We start from the raw sequence: 20,306 nt of genomic DNA on the forward strand, positions 1-20,306 counted from the left end.
TACCTTTATTGAGGAAGATTTCGGCGGCTCGAGTCTTGTGGTTTTTCTTTGATAAGCCGGCGCAAGATTAGGGTGCGGGAGCGGTTCCGCTTGTCGGTTCCGCGGCTGCTGGAAGCTGAGCTTCGAAAAACTCACTGATGTCTGCATTTTCGGCAGCCAGCTGTTGAACCCCCTGCGTGTTGGTAGGAACCTGTCTGACGTCGAATTTCAGTTGTTTGACCTTGGTTGTCGCACCCTGCGTCGAGATCAAAAACAGAGCGCCGTCAGCGGTCTTGAACTTCTGGCCATCGATGTCGATGGTCGCCGTCGTGCCATCGGTGGACTCGCAGCGATACTTCACCGTGGCCATACCGGCGGTGACCAATTCCCCTTCGGCATGAGCCCCGGTCGGGCTGCCCAAACCTTGAACTTTGCCACGTGAGACATCGCCCCAAAAGACGACCTTTACACCTAACGGGGGTCCGTGCTTTAGCGTCACCGCGTCGACTGATCCGACGTGAACCCCGGGAATCGGTTTGTCGACCGTCGTCGTCCAAGATACAGACTGCGTGGCGACGCCCCGATGCGTGGCCTTGTAGCAACCGCCGAGCGGAAGAAGGAGCAAGCAGGCGGAGAGAACGAAGGCGCGACGTTGCAGATGGATCAGCATGGCAGTACTGAGGGCGAAGAAGGAGAGGAGGCAAGAAAGACGATTGGCTGTTTATTCGCTGCGAACATGCAAGTCTTGGAAAGCATCACTCAGTTTTCGTCATCGTCTTGCACGAGCAGGCTGATGCTACCTACACCGGCGGCGGCTCCGGCATCGAAGACGCGCACGGCGGTGCCGTGATTGGCGTCGGCATTGCCCACAACAACCATGGCCAGTGGAGTGCCGGCCGCTTCACTGACGGCAGCCTTCAGTTTGATGACCAGGTCGTGATCGCTATAGACTTCTTCTTCGTCGACCCAGATCGAGTTGTCGTCTTGAATTTTGACGATCAGCGTTTCGTTATCGTTCTGCATCTCGGCCAGGCTGCGTGAGCCGCGCTTCTCGGTCGCCGATTCAGGCTTCGGCATGTTCATGACTGCCTGGAGAGCCCCCATCGACGTCGTGAGAAAGAAGATCAGCAGAAAGAAGACGATGTCGACCATCGCGGTCATGTCGATCAGATCTTCGTGAACGGTATGCTTCGGCTGAATCAGCGATTCGCTGTCGTCGTCATCATCATGCTCGTCGTGATCTTCGTCATCGTGGTGGTGCTCGTCATGACTGGCAGCGAAATGACCAGCCTCGTTGGTCACGACAGCAGCGGCCGGAACCGCGGCCACGACGGTGGATTCTCGCTCTTTCCAACGCGAGCGAGCACTGGCCGGTGCCTCAGCAAGGGGAGTCAGGACGGGGACGTCGGCGGGAAGTTGCCCGTCCAGCGTCGTGGGAACGACAATCGCTGTCGAGCATTGGGGGCACTTCGCGCGGCGCCCCGCATACTGATCGCTGGTTTTGATCTCGCGGCCGCATTCAGGGCAGCTGAAGGTGATGCTCATTCGTGCTTCGCCTCCGTTTCCATGACGGCGATGTGCAGCGACACACCTTCCGCGCCGATGGAACCCGCGATGCGATTGATCTCGCGCAACCGCACACCTTGTTGAGCGCGGAGCAGCACTTTCTTCTTGTTTTGAGCGACCCCTTCTTCGACGGCCTTGGCGATGGCCTCTTCCTGGGCCACGGGATCCTTCAGCCTGTCACCACCTTCACCGCCAATTTGAATCGTCACAAAGTTCGGATCGGGGCTTTCCAGCACGGTGATCTGAATGGCATCGTCGAGGTCCAGTGGAGCGGCGTGAACGGCGTTCGGCAAGTTCGGCAGTTCGCCCATCGCGGCAGTGATGAACGTCACCATGAAATAGATGTTCATCATGAACACCAGGTCGATCATCGCGGTAATGTCGAACTCGGCATCGTCGGGCTGGCGGTCTCGCCGAATGAGCCCTCCGCCACTAAACATCCCCGCTGAGTGTCCACTCATGTTGCGAGCTCGATTTCAACGGGAAGCAGGAAGTTCGGAAAACGACGACTGAGGTACGCGAATCTGGGGTCGGGAGTCTATGGCGAACTTAGTATCAGCACGTAGCTGAGTCTATCTTCGCCAAAGACTCCCGACCCCGGACTATTTAAGCTGCTTCGCGGAAATTGTGGGGTTTGAACTGGTCGAGCACGCGGAGCATACCGGAGGAAACACCTTCTTGCAGCTTCTTCAAGCGATTGTTGATCGAGGCGAGCAGGAAGTTAAACGGAATGGCGGTGAGCAGACCGAGAGCGGTGCAGATGAGCGCGATCGAAATATCGCGGGCAATATGATGGGGCTCGACCTTCTGGCCCGAACCAATGGTGCTGAACGCCGCCATCATTCCCATCACCGTGCCGAACAGACCGAGCAGCGGTCCCGATTTGATGGTGACCGCGACCCAGCCCGTGCGATATTCGAAATCGGTGAGCAGATCCTGGGTCATCATTTCGGTGACGATTTGCCGCATCGGCTTAAAGCCCAAGTCGCGATTCACAATGGCCGCGTGAGCCAACTGAGGCAAAGCGCGAACGTCGTCGCCGCACATTTCGGCCGCTTCGTCGTATTGGCGGGCCTGCAATTTTGCCAGTAACTCGCCGGTGAATTCGTCCTGCTGCTTGCGATTGCGAAAGCCCAGCTGCGAGAGCCGGCGATAGGCCACGATGATGCAATACAGGCCCCAAAAGAAGTTGAGCGTGAGCAAGAGGTAGCAAGCCTTGTCGACTACCCCGGCAATGGCACTGATATTCATGGCGGATCCAGATGAGCAAGAACGCAGAACGTCCTGGCATTCTAGTTAAAACCGCCAGCAAATGGGATAAGGCGGTTCGCGGTTTTCAGGGAGCCGGACAAGAGAGACCGGAATTTACTAAACGCCACAGTGATAAAGGTAGAGTCGGCCGTTGGAGTCCCGGACGAGGGCCGCGTAGTCGGCCAGTTGCTGCAACGTGCTGACTACCGCCTGACGATCAAACTCAAGAGCATCGTAGCCCCCTTCGAGTTGCTGAGAGTCAAAGTTTCGCTGCGGAATTTCGGCTGAGACCGGATCTGCGATCTGCTGCCCCCAGCCGTAACAGCCTGTGAGTTGGAGTACTGATGGACCACAGGCCAATAGCTGTGCCCAGGTTCGAAAAACGCGTTCCGCGCAATCTGCCCCTGCGCGTTCGATGACAGTGATTCCCCACATGTTTAGTCCCCGCTGGGACTGTTGCGTTGAAGGGTTAAATGTTGGAATCCAAGCAAGTGTGTCGCCCAGATAGCGAACCAGATCGTCGTGAAGTTGAATCGCTCGCGAATCGTGGAAGATTCCAGCACGAGGTGGTTCGCCGTCGATCTGGCGGTCGAGTAAGAGAAAGTCGTGATCGAGGCTCATACCTTCGCAGTCTCAGAAACCGATGATGGTGAAGTGACTTTGCGCTGCTTGGCCCCGCGAGTCGTTCGTGATGCTTATCGCGCGAGGTCTGCACCGGCGCCGCGTAGATCGAAGTTCACGGCGTTTTCGCCAGGTTGCACGCTGAGCTTGAGCGCGGAGCTTTCTTCGGTGGAGTACTTCGCAGGAATCCCCTTGCCAGCAATGGAGACGACGTACTCTCCCGCAGGAATGTTGTCGAAACCGAAGCGACCGTCGACGATCCGCGAACCGGAGAACTGCCCGTTTTTGAGGTGCAATTGGACAATCGCGACGGGCACTGTTTGGCCGTCGAGAGTGACGAGGCCGGATAGCTTGGCGGTTGCCGCCACAGGCTTCTCGGTCTTGCTCGGGGCGTCCTCAAAGTCGTAGGCAACAATTTTCTCAAAGTACTTGGCGTACTTCTTCTTCAGTTCGTTGTGGCGCTGGTCGTTGCCGTACTTGGCCATGCCGTCGAAGTTGTCGAACGTGAGGACGACGCCTAAGTGATACGCCTTCTTGGGATCGACCATGAACTCGCGCGGCGTGGCTTTCGCGGCGGGCTGGCCCAGGCGAAACGAGCGAACCGTGTCGATCTGGGCAAAGACTTTTTCGGCTTCGGCGGCAAACTCGGCGGCTGTTCCCTCCGGCGCATCGGCCTTGAATGTATAGAGCGCTACATGCACAAACGGCGCGGCGATTTTCTTATCAACCGGCTCCTCGGCACGGGCGAGCGAAACGCTAAGCGTTACCAGGCAGCAGAATAAAACCGAACGGATTGCAAGTAGCGACATGAGAGGAACTCCGCCTGCGAAGAGGTGCGACTGCCAGGCGCTCACACGCCCAGTGCTTCGCAGTCTCGGAGAACGGTGAATCATTGTCAAATGTGTTCGGTGAAAAAACCGTATCGCGATGGTTACAAAATCTTTTTGCTCGTGACCAGACGTGTCACGGCCTGCGCATCAATGGAGTGAAGGAATGCGCGCGGAGGGAAGCGGGGAGGCGGGAGGATATTTCGCAGAGGAAGCAAATTTGGTTATCAAACGGTTATCACTGACAGCGGCGTGGTTGTCGCGCGAGGGAAGTTGAATCGCCGTTAGTGGAGTTGGTTGGCGATCGGCTGGTGGGTGGGAAAGTGAAACTGGGTAGGTTTAGAAATGGTAATAAGTAGTTATAAAGTTTTTGGTTATGTTTGTCGTAAGTGGTTTGAAGGTGGTGTGCAAAAGACGAGCGAGCTTGAGGTTGGAGCGAAGCGGTTATCGAGTTACGGCTGTGCGCGAATCGCGAAAAGGTTATCAAAAAATGGTTGTCGGTGGTGGGAAGGACGGCGAAAGGCGAGCGGAAGGAAGGTGGGGGAAAATGCCGTTGGGAAATGAAAAAAGAGAGTGAAAAAGTTATCAAAAGTAGTTCGCGAGGCATTCCCACCGTAGTCATCTCGCTCCGCCGAGATGACAGCAGTGAGAGCGGAGGTTGCGATGGAGGGAGGGCGAAGGAAGAGGAAAAAGAGGAGAGGAGAGGAGAGGAGAGGAGAGGAGAGGAGAGGAGAGGAGAGGAGAGGAGAGGGACATCTTGCGGAGCAAGATGACTACGGTGGGGATCGAGTAGTCATCTCGCTCCGCCGAGATGAGAGCAGTGAGCGTGGAGGTAGCGATGGAGGGAAGAGGAGAAGAAGAAAAGAGGAGAGGGACATCTTGCGGAGCAAGATGACTACGGTGGGGAGGTGGGGAGGGTGAGGTGCTGGCAGGCGGTTGTTCAAATGGGGAAAGCGCGGCATAATTCGGGGTTTACCATTTTCGCAGGACTATGCGGGCGGGCGATGTCGTTGACAGCGGCTGCTAGTAGTCGACTTGAGGGGGTATTCGAGATGGAAGATCGCATCGGGCGGATGGGGATTACCTTTGACGACGTGCTGCTGGAGCCACGCTACAGCGATGCCGTGCCCGCCGATGTGAACGTCTCGACCAACCTGACGAAGCGGATCGCGCTCAATATCCCCCTGCTCAGCTCGCCGATGGACACCGTCACCGAGCATCAGATGGCGATCGCGCTGGCCAAAGAAGGTGGCTTGGGGATCGTCCATAAGAATCTGTCGATCGAACAGCAGTCGGAAGAGGTCATCAAGGTTAAGCGTTCGGCCAACGGCATCATCATGGACCCGGTGACCCTCCGTCCCGAGGCGCCGGTTAGCCAGGCTCAGGAGTTGATGAAGCAGAAGAACGTCTCTGGGTTCCCGATCACCGATGGCGGTGGCAAGCTGGTGGGAATATTGACTCGGCGGGACTTGCGGTTTCTGGAGAATCGAGAGCAACCCATCAGCGAGGTAATGACCGCCCATAATCTGGTGACAGCAAAGGGGACCGTAACGCTTGAGGAAGCTGAGCAAATTTTAACGGCAAAAAAAGTCGAGAAGCTGCTTCTAGTAGACGATACATATTGCCTGACCGGCATGATCACCATCCGTGACATCGACATGATGAAACGGTTCCCAAACGCCTGCAAAGATAAACTGGGTAGGCTGCGGGTGGGTGCTGCGGTGGGTGTGTTCGATTTCGAGCGGGCGGCGACCCTGATTCAAGCAGGCGTCGACGTGCTAGTAGTCGACAGTGCTCACGGGCATAGCCTGAATGTGATTGAGTCGGTCAAAGAGATTAAGAAGCGTTGGGACATTGATGTCGTCGCGGGGAATGTGGCAACCCGCGAAGGCTGCAGAGACTTGATCGCCGCTGGTGCTGACGCCGTGAAGGTGGGCATTGGACCGGGATCGATCTGCACGACGCGCGTGATCAGCGGAGTGGGTGTTCCGCAGATTACGGCCATTATGGAAGCAGCCCAAGTTGCCAAGAGTAGCGGCACTCCCATCATTGCTGATGGTGGTATTCGCTTCTCGGGTGATATTACGAAAGCGATTGCCGCCGGTGCTCACGTAGCGATGATCGGCGGATTGTTTGCAGGCCTGGCCGAAAGTCCGGGCAAGACCATTTTGTACCAGGGACGTACCTTCAAGGCCTATCGAGGCATGGGGTCCATGGGCGCGATGGTGAAGGGTTCGAGCGAGCGATATCGCCAGTCTGGTGCCAACGGTGGCACTGGAAAGCTGGTGCCCGAAGGTGTCGAGGGGCGAGTTCCTTTCAAGGGAGCGCTCAGCGACTTCGTGTATCAGATTGTCGGTGGCCTACGAGCCGGCATGGGATATTGCGGAACGAAGACGATTGAGGAATTGCGAACGGAAGCGCGGTTCATCCAGGTCTCGGCGGCGAGCGTACGAGAAAGTCACCCCCATGATATTGCCATCACGCAGGAAGCACCCAACTACAGCCCGGACTACTCGTCCGGCAAAGAGACGGACTAGTTTCCTGCTCGCCGGATTTCTGGCCGCGGGTAGCTTGTTCTCGTCTCTTCCGGTAGGTGCTCAAGAATTTCAACCCACGATCTCAGCGGACGCCAGGCCGCTGAAGGTGGAAGGGACCGCTGACGCTCCCCTGCGATGGAAGGCCCGGCCGATTGCCGGAGTGAATCAAACCCAACACACTGCTGGCCGTTCCATCATCGACAGCAATGTCGCGCCAGCCAGCCACACCAACGAAGCGCAGCCCACGGCCGCTCCGGAAGGTCGCTGGAACAAGATGCGGATCGACTCGTACGTGACGCCGGTTCAGTACGCGGCTGATCCCTTCAAGGACCCGTTCAACGATCGCACGGCGACTCGCAAGGCTTCGGCGTTGCAGCTGCAAGGTGCCGAGCAAGTGGTTCATCAGCAGTTTCAGCCGCCCGGTGGTGGTGGCCTCGGTGGCACGGGCAACCCGAATGCTCCCGGTGCGAACCCGCAGCCAGGCACGATGAACCCAGCTGGTCCTTCGCCGGCAGCACCAGCTCCGTTCAATAGTCCGTTCAATCAGCCTGCTCGTCCGGCACCTGGCTTTGAAGCAGCTCCTGCTCCCGAGCCGCAGTTCAGCCCGCCGAACAACTTTCGCCAGCCCGATCCGGGTGTGGTCGATCCCCAGGCTCCGCAGCCTGGTGCTCCACCGGCAATTGACCCGAACCAACTCGCGCCGCAAGGGAACGAGCGAGTGACTCCGGCTCCGAACAATCGCGCGATCCCTTTTGGCCAGCCGTCAACGAATGGCGAGGGCATGCCGTGCGAAAAGCGGACCTACGACGAACTCAACTGCTGCGACGCCGACGCCAACTGCAAGAGCTTCATTCAGGGCTTGCTGCGAGATCGCTTGAATGCCATCTCGCTCGATATCACGCCGCGGTTCATGCCCGATAAGGACCTCGCCGAAGATCAGGCCCAACGCGAACTGCAGATGCGCAAGGCTGGTCCTCGCGAATGGCATGATCGCCGCGTGAAGTATGCCGACCGGGCCAACTTCGAGCCCTTGGCAACCGGGCAGCTGGTGGACCTAAAGGGTGGCCGGGCGATCATTGCCAACGATGCCGGCGAAGTCGTCGCTCGTGTGCCGCTGAACGACCTGAGCGAAGACGACCTGTGCTTCATCAGTGGTTGGTGGAAGTTGCCTGCCGAGTGCGCCATCGCGAGCAATCAGCAGATCGACAACTACAGCCGTGGTTGGATGCCTTCGACGATCAACTGGCATGCTTCGGCCCTGTGTCACAAGCCGCTTTACTTTGAACAAGTGCAACACGAACGCTACGGCCACACTGCTGGTCCGTTCAAGCAACCTTGGATCGACGGTGCTCACTTCTTCGGCAGTGCCCTGCTGCTGCCTTACCAGATGGCACTCGATCCACCATGGGAATGCGAATACGCCTTGGGCTACTATCGCCCGGGCAGCTGTGCTCCGATGCACATCCCGCCCTTCCCTTTCAGCCCTCGGGCTGCGATGGCTCAAGCCGGGTTCGTGGTCGGTGGCATCTACGTCATCCCGTAGTGCGGAGCAACTTAAAAATTCGGCAGACCAAGTTGTCTGCCGCCACGTAATAAGCCTCCCATTAGCGAACTCTCCACCGATTTCGCGGGAGCGATTGGAAACCAGACGGCGAGCATTCAAACGCTCGCCGTTTGGCGTTTCTTGGGAAAATGTTAAAACTCGGTCAACCGAGCGTTGCACTAGGTGACGTTTGTTCACTATAATTCGCTTGAGGTGCTGGGATGAGCGCGAACTCAAAAATCGAATGGACTGACGCCACTTGGAATCCGGTGCGAGGCTGCACGAAGGTGAGCCCAGGTTGCGTTCATTGCTACGCGGAAACTTTTGCCGAACGGTTCCGTGGTGTGCCGGGGCATCCGTACGAGCAAGGGTTCGATTTAAGGTTGGTGCCGGAGAAGCTGTCCGAACCGGTGACGTGGGCGAAATCGCAGATGGTCTTCGTTAACTCCATGAGTGATTTGTTTCATAAAAGCGTACCTGATGAGTACATCGTACTTGTGGCAAAGGTTATGGCGGCTGCAAATTGGCATACCTATCAAGTGCTGACGAAAAGATCAGAGCGCCTGCGTGACCTACTGAGAACAAAGTTGTCGTTTGCTGCAAACCTATCGAATATTTGGTGGGGCGTGAGCGTCGAGAATCGGAAGCACGGAGTTCCACGAATCGCTCACTTGAAAGAAGCGAAAGCGGCAGTTTCATTTTTGTCGGTGGAGCCTTTGCTTGAAGATGTGGGGCAACTTGATTTAAACGGCATCAACTGGGTAATCGTTGGTGGTGAGAGCGGCGCTGGAGCTCGTCCCATGCAACCAGCCTGGGTAAGTGGCGTTCAACGGCAGTGCCAGAAGGCAAACGTACCGTTCTTCTTTAAGCAGTGGGGCGGAGTCCGAAAGCGCCAGACTGGACGAGAGCTTGATGGCCAAACATTTGATGCAATGCCACCATTGTCCTCTCGTGTAATTCCATCTATGGCAGCACGCCGTGAACTCGCTACGCAGTTTGTTGATGTTTGGCCAAGCAAGAAACCTTCCAGTCGAAGGAATACCGCATGACCGGCAAGAAGTCGGCGAGGCATGAACACCATACTTGGGAAATTGGTCAACTGCCTCCCACGATCCGCGCACATAGCTTAGCCAAGCACCGCGTAATTCAGTCTTACCTAGAGCGCTATGTAGCCGTTTTGACGTCGAATATTCGAAGCGAACAATTGCGACTCACACTTGTCGACGGCTTCGCCGGTGGCGGCCTCTACATCGACGATCGCACAAAAGAAGAGCGGCCTGGGTCGCCTCTCATCATGTTGGAGGCAATGGAAGCAGCCTCGGTTTCTGCTCAGGCGATTCGTTCCAAGTCGTTTGACCTGAATGTCGATTACTTTTTCATCGAGAAAGATCCGAATGCACTGACGTTCTTGAAGAACGTGTTGGCGGAGTCAAGATTTCGGCAATTAGTCGACGATAAGGTCAGGATTCTCGCAGGTGAGTTTGCGTCGCACGTTGAGGCAATGGTTGAGCACGTGAAGTCGAAAGGCAGATCTGGGCGAGCCATCTTTGTGCTCGACCAATTCGGCTATTCCGATGTGCCGTTCCCGATCATTCGATCAATCTTAAAGAGCCTGCCGAACGCAGAAGTTATCCTTACTTTTGCGACCGATTCCCTGATCGACTATCTGAGTGATAACGAGCAAACGCATAAGATTCTGGAGCGAATCGATCTTCCATTGCCAAGTTCCACGATCGTTTCCGCGAAGAATAGTCGAGATTGGCGAAGGACCATCCAGTACTCACTCCATAAGCAAATTCAGGTGAAGTCCGAAGCAAAGTTTTATACGCCATTTTTCATTCGGTCTTCTGATGCGCATCGTGACTTCTGGCTAATCCACTTGTCTGGTCACTATCGCGCCCGCGACGTTATGGTCGGACTTCATTGGAAGGAGTCAACTCACTTCGCACACTACGGAGGGTCTGGCCTCCGAATGCTCGGTTATGACCAAACTAGAGATGAAAAGATCACAAACCAGCCCCAACTTCCTGGCTTCTATTTTGACGAGACTGCATTGGTTTCGAGCCAAGAGGAACTGCTTGAGCAACTCCCAACCCGACTTCACCAGTTCAAGGATGGCATATCGTTCGAGGACTTTTTTGCTCACCTAACAAATGAGACGCCCGTCACATTGGAGATTATGAAGTCTGTTCTTAATGAGCTTGCGGTTGCTGGGGTGCTCCATGTTAAAGATCAAAGTGGAAGCACGCAGCGCCGCGCAGGAATTGTTCACGCATCGGACATCTTGAAGCCAAGTCGTCAAAAACGCCTATTTCGCCAAGAGTGAATTAGCCTCCCGCTCGCTGCTTGATCCATTCAATGCCAGCGGGAATGCCCTGCTGAATCATGGCGTCGTAGTGTTCGCCGCGAGGGACCGCTTTGAGTGTGACCTGCGGATTGGTCCTCTGCAGCAAGCCTGAGAATTGGCGAGTCTTACTCGCGGGCACCACCGAGTCGTCTTCGGCAGTGAACAACATCACGGGGCAACGGATGCGCGCGGCATGGGTCGTGGGAGAACTCTGCTTGAGAAAACTCGCGAGGCCAGGCAAGCCACTTTTCAGTTGGCGCACTGCCGCGGGTGGGTGAAAGTTCTCGACGTCCGCACACGGGGCGTACGCGATACAGCCGGCGATTCGCTTTTCGTGAGCCGCAAACAGCAGAGCGGAAGTTCCCGCCGAACTGTGCCCCGCGGTGAAGATCTTACTCTTGTCGACTTCCTCACAGTTCTTCAGGATGTACTGGAAGGCATTGCGGGCGTTCACCATTCCGGCGCAGGCAGCCTTGAAGTCTTTGTAGGCGGCCACGAGTTGGTCGTCAGTCGTGACGTCCTGTCCACCATCCATCTCATACACCAGCACCGCGATTCCGGCTTGCACATAAGGCAGGTGCTCGGCCGCATCGCCGGCTCCTGTGATTCGATCGAACTTGGAGCCTTGCAGCAGATTGGTTCCCGCGCCGGTGATCATCACGCAGGGAAGCGACCCGGGCGCGTGATTGCCAGGAGGCACGTAATAGAAGAGCGAGCCACCATGACCGGCCGGCGAATAATGCCCGCTCGAACTGCTGCCCAGCGGGATGCGATACAAGTCGACCGAGGCGATTCGTGTTCGGTTGCGGGACTGATGCTTAGGCAGCGGCGGGACCGGAACGGCGGCAAGCTTGAACGGCGTTTTCGCGTCGGCACTGACGGCACTGCTCGAGGAACCAGCGGCGAGGAACAGTCCGCCGCAACATACGACGACTGCCAAGCCACCCACGAGCAACAGGGCGATCAGAACATTGCCGGCACCACTCTTCTTGCGTGCTCGTGGGCCAGTGCTCGAAGTTGCATAGCCTGGCTGTGAACTGAATCCTTGGGCAGGAAACCCGGGCTGGGCGTAACCGGAGTGCGGTGCCCACGCCGGTGGCGGAGGAGGCACGGGGGGCGGAGGAGGTGGTGTCGGATAATATTGCTGGCCGTGATACGGCGGCTGCTGCGGAAAACCTGGGTGAGGCGGCAGGCCGACCGGAGGCGGAGCGAAGCCAGGCGGCGGTGCTGGGGGATAATACTGCGGCGGATAATTAGCAGGGGGATAGTTAGGCGGTGGCTGATTTGGCGGCGGCGGAGCAGCAGGGTTAACCGGAATGCCCTGCGGCAGTGGACGTCCCTGCGGTCGGGGATTGTTATTGCCTTGAGACATCGGGGAGGTCACCTAAGCGGTGTGGCAAGAACTTGGTTACGACTGCCCGAACAGTCTAACTTCCCGCTCGCTGCTTAATCCACTCAATGGCAGCGGGAATGCCGTGATCGATCATGGGTTGGTAATGGTCGCCCGTGGGCACAGTTTGCAGGGTAACATCGGTATTGTGCTTCTTCAGCAGTCGTTCGAAGTCGCGAGTGGTTTTGATATCGACGACGCCGTCGTCTTCGGCCGAGAAGAGCAGGACCGGGCACTTGATATTGGCGGCATGGGTCTTCGGACTGCTCTGGCAGAGGAAGTCGATCAAGCCTGGGCGATCGCTGGCGATGAGACGAATCAGGATCTTGGGCTGGAAGTTCTCCACATCGCTGCAAGGTGCAAAGGCGACACATCCCGCGACACGCGGATCGTGCGCGGCAAAGAGCAACGCCGCAGTGCCGGCCGAACTGTGACCAGCGGTATAGATCTTAGCGGGGTTCACTTCCGGCACATGCTTGAGGATGTACTCCAGTGCGTTCCGAGCATTCACGAGGCCCGCTTGCGAGGCCTTGAAGTCTTCATACATTTGCTCCTCGTCCGAGTCTTCGTTGTAGCCACTGCCATCCATTTCGTAGGCCACGACCGCCATTCCCGCCTTCACATAGGGGATGTGTTCGGGCACATCCTCGGCCCCGAGGATTTCGTCGAACTCGACACCCTGCATCAAATCGGTCCCGGCCCCGGTGATGAGTACGCAAGGCAGCGACTTCGGTTGAACCTGGCCAGCAGGCAGATAAACGAAGATGGTGCCGCCGTGACCGGGGGGCGAATAATGCCCGCCCGTCTGACCATTGATCTTGATGGAATAGAGTTGCACTCCCGGCGTGAGTTCCGTTGGCATGCCTCGATCGGGAAAGGCCGGAACGGGCACTGCTGAAACATTGAACGGCTGCTTTGCTACCGCAGAAGCGGCGGGTCCTTGCACGGCATAGTACAGCCCGCCGCAGCAGGCGAGAAACAGCACGGCACAAACGCCACCGATGATGCCGAAGGCGATCAGGATGTTCTTGGTGCCATTCGATTTGGGAGGTTGCTGCGGGAATTGTCCGCCTGGCAATCCGCTGAAGTTGCCCGGATTGGGAGCGAAGGGATTCTGTTGCGAGAAACGTGGATCGTAGTTGCCTTGCGACATCGAAGTGGTTCCGGCAAACGGGAAGAGCGACAGGTTCGACACGGAATGTTGTAATCGTTCTGCGGCGACGTTGCCAACATTGCCCGCGCGATCTTCGCCGATCCGAATTCTGCTGCGTGCCATTTGCTCTTGTTGCACTGACTTGCCAGAATGCGAGGCGAGTTCAATCAGCTGCTAGTTGTGCCCTCGCTGTCTCTCCCTTGGAGCGAATCCGTCATGCTCGTATCCCCTGCCCTGCTGCGTCGATTCGTCACGAATCTATTCTCTCCCACCGCGCTCGTCGCTGTCTGTTTATTGAGTTCCGTAGTGACTGCTCAGGATGCCGCGGGAAGCAAGAACGCAGCGAGCACAGAGACGGCGACGAAGGGGGTCAAGGTCTATTCGATCGGCCACAGCTTTCATGTGTTCATGCCGGGTATTCTGGCCGATATCGCCAAGGCGGCTGAAGTGCAGGGGCATACGCATCTAGGCACGTCGGGCATTGGTGGCTCGCGCGTGATTCAGCACTGGGATGTTGCCGACGACAAGTACAAGTCGAAGGAACTGCTCACTGCTGGGAAGGTGGAAGTACTGACCATCGCGCCCATTTTTCTACCCGACCCGGGCATTGAGAATTTTGCGACGTTGGCGGTCGAGCATAATCCGAACATTCGCATCACCCTGCAAGAGAATTGGCTCCCCTACGATGCCTACACGCCCCCGGCGCTCAAGCGCCCAGCTGCTGTCGATCACAACGCCATCAAGATCGAGGATCTGCGCAAGCAACAAAACGAATACCTGGCCTCGCTCACCGAACACGTCGATCAGCTGAATAAGAAATTCGGCAAGCAGGTGCTGGTGATCGTGCCGGTGGGTCAGGCGGTTGCGAACTTGCGTGAGAAGATTGTCAAAGGCGAAGTCCCCGGCTTGAAAGAGCAGAACGATCTTTTTACCGATGCCATCGGCCACGCCAAGCCCGTGCTCATGGCGCTGGTCGGTTATGTTCATTACGGCGTGACGTATCAGAAGAGCCCAGTTGGTTTGCCTACGCCCGCGGTTCTCGCTAAGGCACCGGGCACCAGTCCCGAACTCGTGAAGCTGCTGCAAGAGATCGCCTGGCAGGCCGTGACCGAATGTCCGGCCAGCGGCGTGAAGGCGAAGTAAAGGCAAAGTGCTCGCGGATGACTACCGAAGTCGCCAACATTCATGTCGACGTGCGCGGCAAGACGCACCTCGTGCCGATTTCGTTCGAACTGGGAGAGCAACCTCTCTCGGCGCTCTTGCCGTTTGCGCAGCAGTTGACCGAACAACTCACCAAGATCGCGATTGAACACGAGGAGCAAGCAGGTAAGACAGTCAGTTGTCACGCTGGTTGCGGAGCCTGTTGCCGACAGGTGATCGTCATTTCGTTCGTCGAAGCGGAAGGCATTGCAGCGGCGATTGCAAAGATGCCAATCGAGAAGCAACAAGCCATTCGCCAGCGTTTTGACGATGCAATCAGCAGGCTAGAAGCAGCGGGGTTGCTTGACCCAGGTGAACAAACTGGCGAACGCTCGCTCGTCGGTGTGAAGTCTGATTCGCCCGCAAGTGCCGCCGGTGAAGTTGCCCGGCGATACTTCGAGCAGCAGATTGCTTGTCCCTTTCTCGAGAATGAATCGTGCGGCATCTATGCCGATCGCCCGCTCGTTTGTCGTGAGTACCACGTCACTTCGCCGGCTGCCAATTGTCAGCGGATCTATCAGATTGGTGTCGACCGCGTTGAAGTGCCGGTGAACATGGGCGGGCAACTCACGCGCACTGCCCATCAGCTGACCGGAGAGCCGCTGCAAATGCTCACACTGGTGTTGCTGCTCGAATGGCTCTCGGTTCGACCTTCGCCTTCGCCCCGCACTTTCGACGGCTTGCAACTCGTGCAAGCCCTTGTGACCGATATGAACCGCACGACCGGAAGGCAATAACAGCCTTGAATCGCCCCTCCCCTGCCCTTTGCCATGCTCGCCAACTAGTCTGAGTGTTGACCTCTGCTCTTTCATTCTGCGTACTGCATTCTTACGTTTGCCTTCCCCATGCGTCTCACTTCGATCCCTCAGATCTATCGCAATGTCCGCCGCGGTACGGAAATCATCTCCGTCCTCAGCAAGTACGGACTGGCCGACTGGCTGAGCAGGACGAACATCGACTTTGCGAAGGACCGGCTGCTCGATCGCGATGGCAGTGCGATTGCCCGCTTCACGCGCGAGGCCCGCATCCGGCTCACGCTGACCGAACTGGGTCCCACGTTCATCAAGCTGGGGCAACTGCTCAGCACACGTCCCGATCTGGTCGGCAAGGAACTGGCCAACGAACTGCAACTGCTGCAGTCGTCGACGCCCGCCGATCCGCCGGAAACGGTGCGCGCGATTGTCGAAACAGAACTCGGTCAGCCGATCGAAGAGTTGTTCGCGGAATTTGATCTCGTGCCCATCGCCTCGGCCTCCATCGGCCAGGTGCATCAAGCCCGCTTGCTCACCGGCGAGCGCGTCGTGGTAAAGGTGCAGCACGCGGGCATCGAGCAGGTCGTGAACGAAGATTTGGAAGTGCTCGCGGGCCTGGCGCAAGTCGCCGAGAGCGTCGCAGAATTCAAGCCTTACCGGCCCGTGGCAAACGTGGCCGAGATGGGCCGCACCCTGCGGCGGGAACTCGATTTTGGCCGCGAAGAACGCAACCTGCAGCAATTCGCCACGCTGTTTTGTGATGACGACACAGTCTTCGTTCCGCGGGCGTTCACCGATCTCTGCACGCAGCGCGTATTGACCATGGACATGGTCGATGGCATCCCGCTGAGCCAGACCGGCGTGATCGAAACGGCCGGCATCGATCGCGAAGAAGTCGCTCGTCGCGGCGGACAACTCTACTTGCAGATGATTTTCACGCACGGCTTTTATCATGCCGATCCGCATCCAGGAAACATCCTGCTATTGCCCGGCAATGTCATCGCCCTCATCGACTTCGGCATGGTCGGCCGAATCGACGAACGGCTGCGCGAAGATATCGAAGAGATGCTGCTGGCCATCGTCAATCACGATGTGCCGATGCTCACTCGCCTGATCAAGCGCATTGGCGCCGTACCGCCCAACCTCGATGAAGCGGGACTGTCGAATGATGTGGCCGATTTTGTCGGTCATTACTCCACGCAGGCACTCGATCAATTCGACCTGAGCGGCGCGCTAACCGACATGGTCGAAATCATTCGCCGCTACCAGATCACACTCCCCACGCAGGTGGCCATGTTGATCAAGGTGCTCGTCACGCTAGAGGGAACCACCAAGCTGCTGAGTGCCAAGTTCAGCTTGATGGAACTGATGCAGCCGATGCAGAAGAAGATGCTGTTTCGGCGTCTTTCACCGGCTAGGCAGGCCCGCAAGTTTCGCCGGTTAATTGTCGAGCTTGAACAACTGGCCGAAGTGCTGCCGCAGCGAGTGATGCAGATCCTCGAACAGGTGCAAACGGGCAAGTTCGATGTCCATCTCGATCATCGCGGCCTCGGCCCCAGCGTGAATCGTCTCGTGCTGGGAATGCTCGCCAGCGCGCTCTTCATGGGTAGCAGTCTGATGATGTCGCACCATGTGCCACCGATCCTGCCGCGCATACCGTTCATCAGCAATTGGCTCGGCCTCGACAATGTCTCCATTCTCGGCCTGAGCGGTTGCACCATCAGCCTACTCGTTGGCCTGCGGTTACTGCGCGCCATTGGCAAGAGCGGGCACTTGGATCAGAAGGTTTCGAAGTAATCCCCCACGCTATCTAATCAACTTCGACATGCGGATGATGTTCCGCCAGATACTGGCTCAGTTGATTCAGCAAGCCATCTGCTTGCTCGGCCGTCAGCGCGGGAGACAAGGGGAGGCCGCGAATAAGAGCCATTGGCCAGCGCGACCGGCGATGAAAGTAAGGCAAGTAACGCGTTGTTACGAATGGTCCACTTCTCGAAGTCATCATGCCAATCTGCGAGATCTCTTCCCAGCGAGTTAGCTTCTTACCAAAAAGAATGCCTTTACCATCGATGCGGACTCGCCAGCGCGGGGCGAACCAGAACATCCAATGCAGGGTGCCAGTGAGAAAATGAATGAGCAGCGTAAAGAGAATTCCCAGCACAGTTCCCGCAATGGGCTTGGGGATTTTGCCAGCAGCAGCATCGGCCGCTAGGGACGGAATTGACTGCACCACGCTCCAGCCAATGACGAGACTACCGGCAGTGAACACAATCAGGAATACAGCTATCAATGGGTTGCGATAGTTGTATTCCTGATCGATGAACACGGGCTCTGGCGAGTTAGGCCGATCGTCTCGCTCGGCCACCGCTACTTCAGTTCTTTCACATAGATGTTACGGAACTGCAGCTGGTTGCCGTGATGTTGCAGTTCGATCGGTCCCTTCTCGTAGCAAGGCTTGTCGCGTTCCCAGTAGTTTTCGAGGACGGTGTCGGTAACGAGTTGGCCGTTGAGGTGGATGGTCACCTTGTCGCCGACCATCTTGATGTGAAAGGTGTTCCACTCGCCGATGGGCTTGTCGGCCTTCACCTTGGGGAAGCGGTCGTTCTTTTGATTGTTCCACAAACCGCCCGAGCCTTTATCGGCGCCGTTCTTCAATTGGGCTTCGTCGGCGGGATCCCAAATCTGCACCTGGGGGGTGCCGCGCAGATAGATGCCGCTGTCGGCCTTGGCGGGAATCTTCCAATCGCAGTAGAGCTCGAAATCGCCGTAGTCTTTCACAGTACACAGGCTTTGGCCCTTGCCGCTGTAGTGCAGAATGCCATCCTTCACGGTCCAGTTGTCGTGAGCGATCTTATCGGCAGCCGGTTGCGCCGCAGCGATCTCCTCGGTCGTCATGGTCTTTCGCTTCTTAATGTCCTTCACCAGACCTTGCCAGTTGGTCAGGTCTTTGCCGTTGAAGAGAGCGGTGAAGCCTTCGGGCGGAGTGTTGAGCGGTTTGTCATCGGCAGCGAAGGTGGTTGTCGCGATCAACGCCAAGAGGGTGAAGGATGCAGAGCGAAGTAGAGACACATGCATGGTGGGGATCCTAGTCTGGGTAGCAAAGCGGGAATGATCAAAGCCGTGGCAACACGGGCAGACGTGCCGATTCTAGACAACGGCGACGCTGTCTGCAGCCCTCTGCTTCCGAGGGATGTTGCCGTTAGGTCAGTCCGCTTGCTGAGGGCGAGGCAGCGCTAAAGGAGCCAGATCTGGCTCGACAAACCGCGACTTGCAATCTCGTTCGGTCCAGATGGCTGGCGAATAGAAGAGCCGCAGCAACGTGCTGCAAAGCAGATGAGGCTGGCGATCGACGAACTCGTCGGAGGTTGCCGCTGGTCCTTGCTGACAGATCGTCATTGCGACAATCCGCGCCCAGGCAATCGTCACCGTTTCGTTGTAGCCCGCTCCGGGATTCTCTGGCACCGAGTTGGCTGCGTTCAACCGCTGGATCCCGGTACGGATGCGTGCAGCCGCTGCTTCGAAGGGATATTGCCGTAGGTAGAGGTAGGCCATGCGCACATGCAGTCGATGCGACCACGCGCTGCGGGAGATCATTTGCGATTCAAACCGACTTAGCAGTTCGGTGTCGTTCATGCAGGTTCATCCACGCGCCGGATAGCTGACGGCTTGATGAGCTGGACGAAGTCACGCGGCAAAAGGTTCGCCAGAAGCTGGTGAAACCGTTGCACTGGTCTGTTATGCTCAGCCTGTTAGCTCACCAGGATTCACCCCGCCCTCTCCCCTACCCTTTCAGGAGATATGACGTGACGCGAATGCCCGATGCCAACTCGCCCGAACAACATGCGCTGGATCGCCGCCAGTTTTTGCAAGCCGTCGGCTCTGTCGCTGGCACGGCTGCCATTGCCGCAGCATTGCCGCAGGTCTCCTCCGCCGCGAAAGGACCGAACGAGAAGTTGACGGTTGGCGTCATGGGAGTCAATGGTCGCGGCAGTGCACTCACCAAGTCGTTCCTCAGTGCGGGCGCACACATTTCGTATATCTGCGATGTCGATGAGCGGGCCATTGCCAAGGCAGCGGCCATCGTCGGCGATCAACAACAAATCAAGCCACAAGGCGTGAGCGATTTTCGCAAGATCCTCGACGACAAGACCGTCGATATTTTGATCTGCGCCGCTCCCAATCATTGGCACGCGCCGGCGACCATCTTGGGCTGTGCTGCCGGCAAACACGTTTATGTCGAGAAGCCTTGCAGCCATAACCCGCGCGAAGGCGAGCTAGCCGTCGAAGCCTCGCGCAAGCACAACCGCGTGGTGCAAATGGGTAGCCAGCGCCGCAGTTGGCCGGGCATTGTCGAGGCCGTCGACAAGATCAAAAAGGGCGAGATTGGCAAAGTCCATTACGCCCGCGCCTGGTACAACAACAAACGACCCAACATTAAGCATGGCCAACCTGCTGAAGTTCCCAGTTGGCTCGATTGGACGCTCTGGCAAGGTCCCGCGCCCGAGAAGGCCTTTAAAGACAATCTGCTGCACTATAACTGGCACTGGCATTGGCACTACGGCAACGGCGAATTGGGTAACAACGGCATCCATGCGCTTGATGTTTGCCGCTGGGGCTTGGATGTGGAGTTTCCCAATCGCGTCACGTCCGGCGGTGGCAAGTATCGCCACGACGACGATCAAGAAACGCCCGACACGCACATTGTCACCTACAACTTCCCTGGCAATAAGTCGATCATGTGGGAAGGACTCAGTTGGTCGCCGCTCGGCTCGATGCTGAACCAATTCGGCTGCAGCTTTCACGGCGAAAATGGCTCGATCGTGATCATCGACCCTGGCTACAAGCAGTACGACGATCGCAATAAAGAAGTCGGTGCCAGCCCAGCAGGCTCGCGTGGCGGCGACCCGGATCACGTCAACAACTTCCTCGAATGCGTCCGGACCGGCAAGCGTCCGAATGCCGATATCGAAGAAGGCCACAAGAGCACGCTCATGTGCCACCTGGGTAACATCGCGCATCGCGTGAACCGCGTCATCACTACCGATGAGAAGAATGGTCATATCGTCGGCGATGACCAGGCGATGAACCTGTGGAGTCGAGAATACCGCCCAGGCTGGGAACCCAAGGTCTAGCGCTCAAG

At 57.3% G+C, this 20,306-nt stretch carries 20 protein-coding genes; 9 read left to right on the plus strand and 11 right to left on the minus strand.

The features are described 5' to 3' along the window. Positions 1–67: 67 nt before the first annotated feature. The 6 genes from NA78x_RS11065 to NA78x_RS11090 form a co-directional block, all read right to left on the minus strand. The gene (locus tag NA78x_RS11065; RefSeq protein ID WP_425618506.1) at positions 68–649 is read right to left on the minus strand and encodes a hypothetical protein; all 582 of its coding nucleotides are present in this window, start codon (positions 647–649) and stop codon (positions 68–70) included. Positions 650–738: 89 nt separating this feature from the next. Beyond that, a complete protein-coding gene (locus NA78x_RS11070; protein WP_425618507.1) occupies positions 739–1,524 on the minus strand; it encodes an ExbD/TolR family protein in 786 nt (261 codons plus the stop codon). Continuing rightward, a complete protein-coding gene (locus NA78x_RS11075) occupies positions 1,521–2,006 on the minus strand; it encodes an ExbD/TolR family protein (protein WP_425618508.1) in 486 nt (161 codons plus the stop codon). Before NA78x_RS11075 ends, NA78x_RS11070 begins: the two co-directional genes overlap by 4 nt. Before the next feature lie 145 nt (positions 2,007–2,151). Further along, on the minus strand, positions 2,152–2,796 hold the full coding sequence (locus NA78x_RS11080) for a MotA/TolQ/ExbB proton channel family protein (RefSeq protein ID WP_425618509.1): 645 nt from the start codon (positions 2,794–2,796) through the stop codon (positions 2,152–2,154). A 117-nt stretch (positions 2,797–2,913) separates the two neighbouring features. Further along, entirely contained in the window at positions 2,914–3,417 is a 504-nt protein-coding gene (locus NA78x_RS11085) for a hypothetical protein (protein ID WP_425618510.1), read from the minus strand. Between the two features lie 74 nt (positions 3,418–3,491). Next, entirely contained in the window at positions 3,492–4,226 is a 735-nt protein-coding gene (locus NA78x_RS11090; protein ID WP_425618511.1) for a Dabb family protein, read from the minus strand. 654 nt (positions 4,227–4,880) lie between these two features. Between NA78x_RS11090 and NA78x_RS11095 the strand changes: the two genes are divergently transcribed. The 5 genes from NA78x_RS11095 to NA78x_RS11115 all read left to right on the plus strand — a co-directional run bounded on the left by NA78x_RS11095 (position 4,881) and on the right by NA78x_RS11115 (position 10,650). Beyond that, on the plus strand, positions 4,881–5,165 hold the full coding sequence (locus NA78x_RS11095; RefSeq protein WP_425618512.1) for a hypothetical protein: 285 nt from the start codon (positions 4,881–4,883) through the stop codon (positions 5,163–5,165). A 131-nt stretch (positions 5,166–5,296) separates the two neighbouring features. Continuing rightward, a complete protein-coding gene (guaB, locus tag NA78x_RS11100) occupies positions 5,297–6,781 on the plus strand; it encodes an IMP dehydrogenase (protein ID WP_425618513.1) in 1,485 nt (494 codons plus the stop codon). 34 nt (positions 6,782–6,815) lie between these two features. Further along, complete coding sequence (locus tag NA78x_RS11105) at positions 6,816–8,324, plus strand: hypothetical protein (protein ID WP_425618514.1); 1,509 nt, start codon at positions 6,816–6,818, stop codon at positions 8,322–8,324. A gap of 221 nt (positions 8,325–8,545) precedes the next feature. Next, positions 8,546–9,373, plus strand: a complete 828-nt coding sequence (locus NA78x_RS11110; RefSeq protein WP_425618515.1) for a DUF5131 family protein — start codon at positions 8,546–8,548, stop codon at positions 9,371–9,373. Beyond that, a complete protein-coding gene (locus NA78x_RS11115) occupies positions 9,370–10,650 on the plus strand; it encodes a three-Cys-motif partner protein TcmP (RefSeq protein ID WP_425618516.1) in 1,281 nt (426 codons plus the stop codon). The genes NA78x_RS11110 and NA78x_RS11115 overlap by 4 nt, the downstream gene beginning before the upstream one ends. A gap of 1 nt (position 10,651) precedes the next feature. On the opposite strand, the gene NA78x_RS11120 is transcribed toward NA78x_RS11115, so the two are convergent. Next, positions 10,652–12,043, minus strand: coding sequence for an alpha/beta hydrolase family protein (locus NA78x_RS11120; protein ID WP_425618517.1), 1,392 nt, complete (start codon positions 12,041–12,043; stop codon positions 10,652–10,654). Between the two features lie 55 nt (positions 12,044–12,098). Further along, positions 12,099–13,337 carry an alpha/beta hydrolase family protein gene (locus NA78x_RS11125; protein WP_425618518.1) on the minus strand — a complete coding sequence of 413 codons (1,239 nt, stop codon included), beginning with the start codon at positions 13,335–13,337 and terminating at the stop codon, positions 12,099–12,101. 93 nt (positions 13,338–13,430) lie between these two features. On the opposite strand from NA78x_RS11125, the gene NA78x_RS11130 reads away from it, so the two are divergent. From NA78x_RS11130 to NA78x_RS11140, 3 genes are all read left to right on the plus strand, one after another. Then, positions 13,431–14,357 carry a hypothetical protein gene (locus tag NA78x_RS11130; RefSeq protein ID WP_425618519.1) on the plus strand — a complete coding sequence of 309 codons (927 nt, stop codon included), beginning with the start codon at positions 13,431–13,433 and terminating at the stop codon, positions 14,355–14,357. Between the two features lie 17 nt (positions 14,358–14,374). Then, positions 14,375–15,151, plus strand: a complete 777-nt coding sequence (locus NA78x_RS11135) for a YkgJ family cysteine cluster protein (protein WP_425618520.1) — start codon at positions 14,375–14,377, stop codon at positions 15,149–15,151. A 108-nt stretch (positions 15,152–15,259) separates the two neighbouring features. Next, positions 15,260–16,963 (plus strand): ABC1 kinase family protein, encoded by a 1,704-nt coding sequence (locus tag NA78x_RS11140; protein ID WP_425618521.1) that lies wholly within the window; start codon positions 15,260–15,262, stop codon positions 16,961–16,963. A gap of 13 nt (positions 16,964–16,976) precedes the next feature. Here the strand turns inward: NA78x_RS11140 and NA78x_RS11145 are convergent, their stop codons facing one another. The 3 genes from NA78x_RS11145 to NA78x_RS11155 all read right to left on the minus strand — a co-directional run bounded on the left by NA78x_RS11145 (position 16,977) and on the right by NA78x_RS11155 (position 18,799). Next, complete coding sequence (locus tag NA78x_RS11145) at positions 16,977–17,531, minus strand: hypothetical protein (protein WP_425618522.1); 555 nt, start codon at positions 17,529–17,531, stop codon at positions 16,977–16,979. Positions 17,532–17,533: 2 nt separating this feature from the next. Further along, entirely contained in the window at positions 17,534–18,241 is a 708-nt protein-coding gene (locus NA78x_RS11150) for a 3-keto-disaccharide hydrolase (RefSeq protein ID WP_425618523.1), read from the minus strand. A gap of 129 nt (positions 18,242–18,370) precedes the next feature. Next, entirely contained in the window at positions 18,371–18,799 is a 429-nt protein-coding gene (locus tag NA78x_RS11155) for a hypothetical protein (RefSeq protein ID WP_425618524.1), read from the minus strand. A gap of 179 nt (positions 18,800–18,978) precedes the next feature. On the opposite strand from NA78x_RS11155, the gene NA78x_RS11160 reads away from it, so the two are divergent. After that, the gene (locus NA78x_RS11160; protein ID WP_425619444.1) at positions 18,979–20,298 is read left to right on the plus strand and encodes a Gfo/Idh/MocA family protein; all 1,320 of its coding nucleotides are present in this window, start codon (positions 18,979–18,981) and stop codon (positions 20,296–20,298) included. Positions 20,299–20,306 lie beyond the last annotated feature (8 nt).

It is taken from the genome of Anatilimnocola aquadivae (genome assembly GCF_049819085.1).
In the GTDB taxonomy this organism is placed as follows: domain Bacteria; phylum Planctomycetota; class Planctomycetia; order Pirellulales; family Pirellulaceae; genus Anatilimnocola.

Coding starts and splice junctions, on each gene's coding strand:
- guaB (WP_425618513.1), top strand. CDS start 5,297: ATGGAAGATCGCATCGGGCGGATGGGGATTACCTTTGACGACGTGCTG.
- NA78x_RS11095 (WP_425618512.1), top strand. CDS start 4,881: ATGACAGCAGTGAGAGCGGAGGTTGCGATGGAGGGAGGGCGAAGGAAG.
- NA78x_RS11135 (WP_425618520.1), top strand. CDS start 14,375: ATGACTACCGAAGTCGCCAACATTCATGTCGACGTGCGCGGCAAGACG.
- NA78x_RS11130 (WP_425618519.1), top strand. CDS start 13,431: ATGCTCGTATCCCCTGCCCTGCTGCGTCGATTCGTCACGAATCTATTC.
- NA78x_RS11115 (WP_425618516.1), top strand. CDS start 9,370: ATGACCGGCAAGAAGTCGGCGAGGCATGAACACCATACTTGGGAAATT.
- NA78x_RS11125 (WP_425618518.1), bottom strand. CDS start 13,337: ATGGCACGCAGCAGAATTCGGATCGGCGAAGATCGCGCGGGCAATGTT.
- NA78x_RS11110 (WP_425618515.1), top strand. CDS start 8,546: ATGAGCGCGAACTCAAAAATCGAATGGACTGACGCCACTTGGAATCCG.
- NA78x_RS11065 (WP_425618506.1), bottom strand. CDS start 649: ATGCTGATCCATCTGCAACGTCGCGCCTTCGTTCTCTCCGCCTGCTTG.
- NA78x_RS11160 (WP_425619444.1), top strand. CDS start 18,979: ATGCCCGATGCCAACTCGCCCGAACAACATGCGCTGGATCGCCGCCAG.
- NA78x_RS11140 (WP_425618521.1), top strand. CDS start 15,260: ATGCGTCTCACTTCGATCCCTCAGATCTATCGCAATGTCCGCCGCGGT.
- NA78x_RS11120 (WP_425618517.1), bottom strand. CDS start 12,043: ATGTCTCAAGGCAATAACAATCCCCGACCGCAGGGACGTCCACTGCCG.
- NA78x_RS11075 (WP_425618508.1), bottom strand. CDS start 2,006: ATGAGTGGACACTCAGCGGGGATGTTTAGTGGCGGAGGGCTCATTCGG.
- NA78x_RS11085 (WP_425618510.1), bottom strand. CDS start 3,417: ATGAGCCTCGATCACGACTTTCTCTTACTCGACCGCCAGATCGACGGC.
- NA78x_RS11090 (WP_425618511.1), bottom strand. CDS start 4,226: ATGTCGCTACTTGCAATCCGTTCGGTTTTATTCTGCTGCCTGGTAACG.
- NA78x_RS11150 (WP_425618523.1), bottom strand. CDS start 18,241: ATGCATGTGTCTCTACTTCGCTCTGCATCCTTCACCCTCTTGGCGTTG.
- NA78x_RS11070 (WP_425618507.1), bottom strand. CDS start 1,524: ATGAGCATCACCTTCAGCTGCCCTGAATGCGGCCGCGAGATCAAAACC.
- NA78x_RS11155 (WP_425618524.1), bottom strand. CDS start 18,799: ATGAACGACACCGAACTGCTAAGTCGGTTTGAATCGCAAATGATCTCC.
- NA78x_RS11080 (WP_425618509.1), bottom strand. CDS start 2,796: ATGAATATCAGTGCCATTGCCGGGGTAGTCGACAAGGCTTGCTACCTC.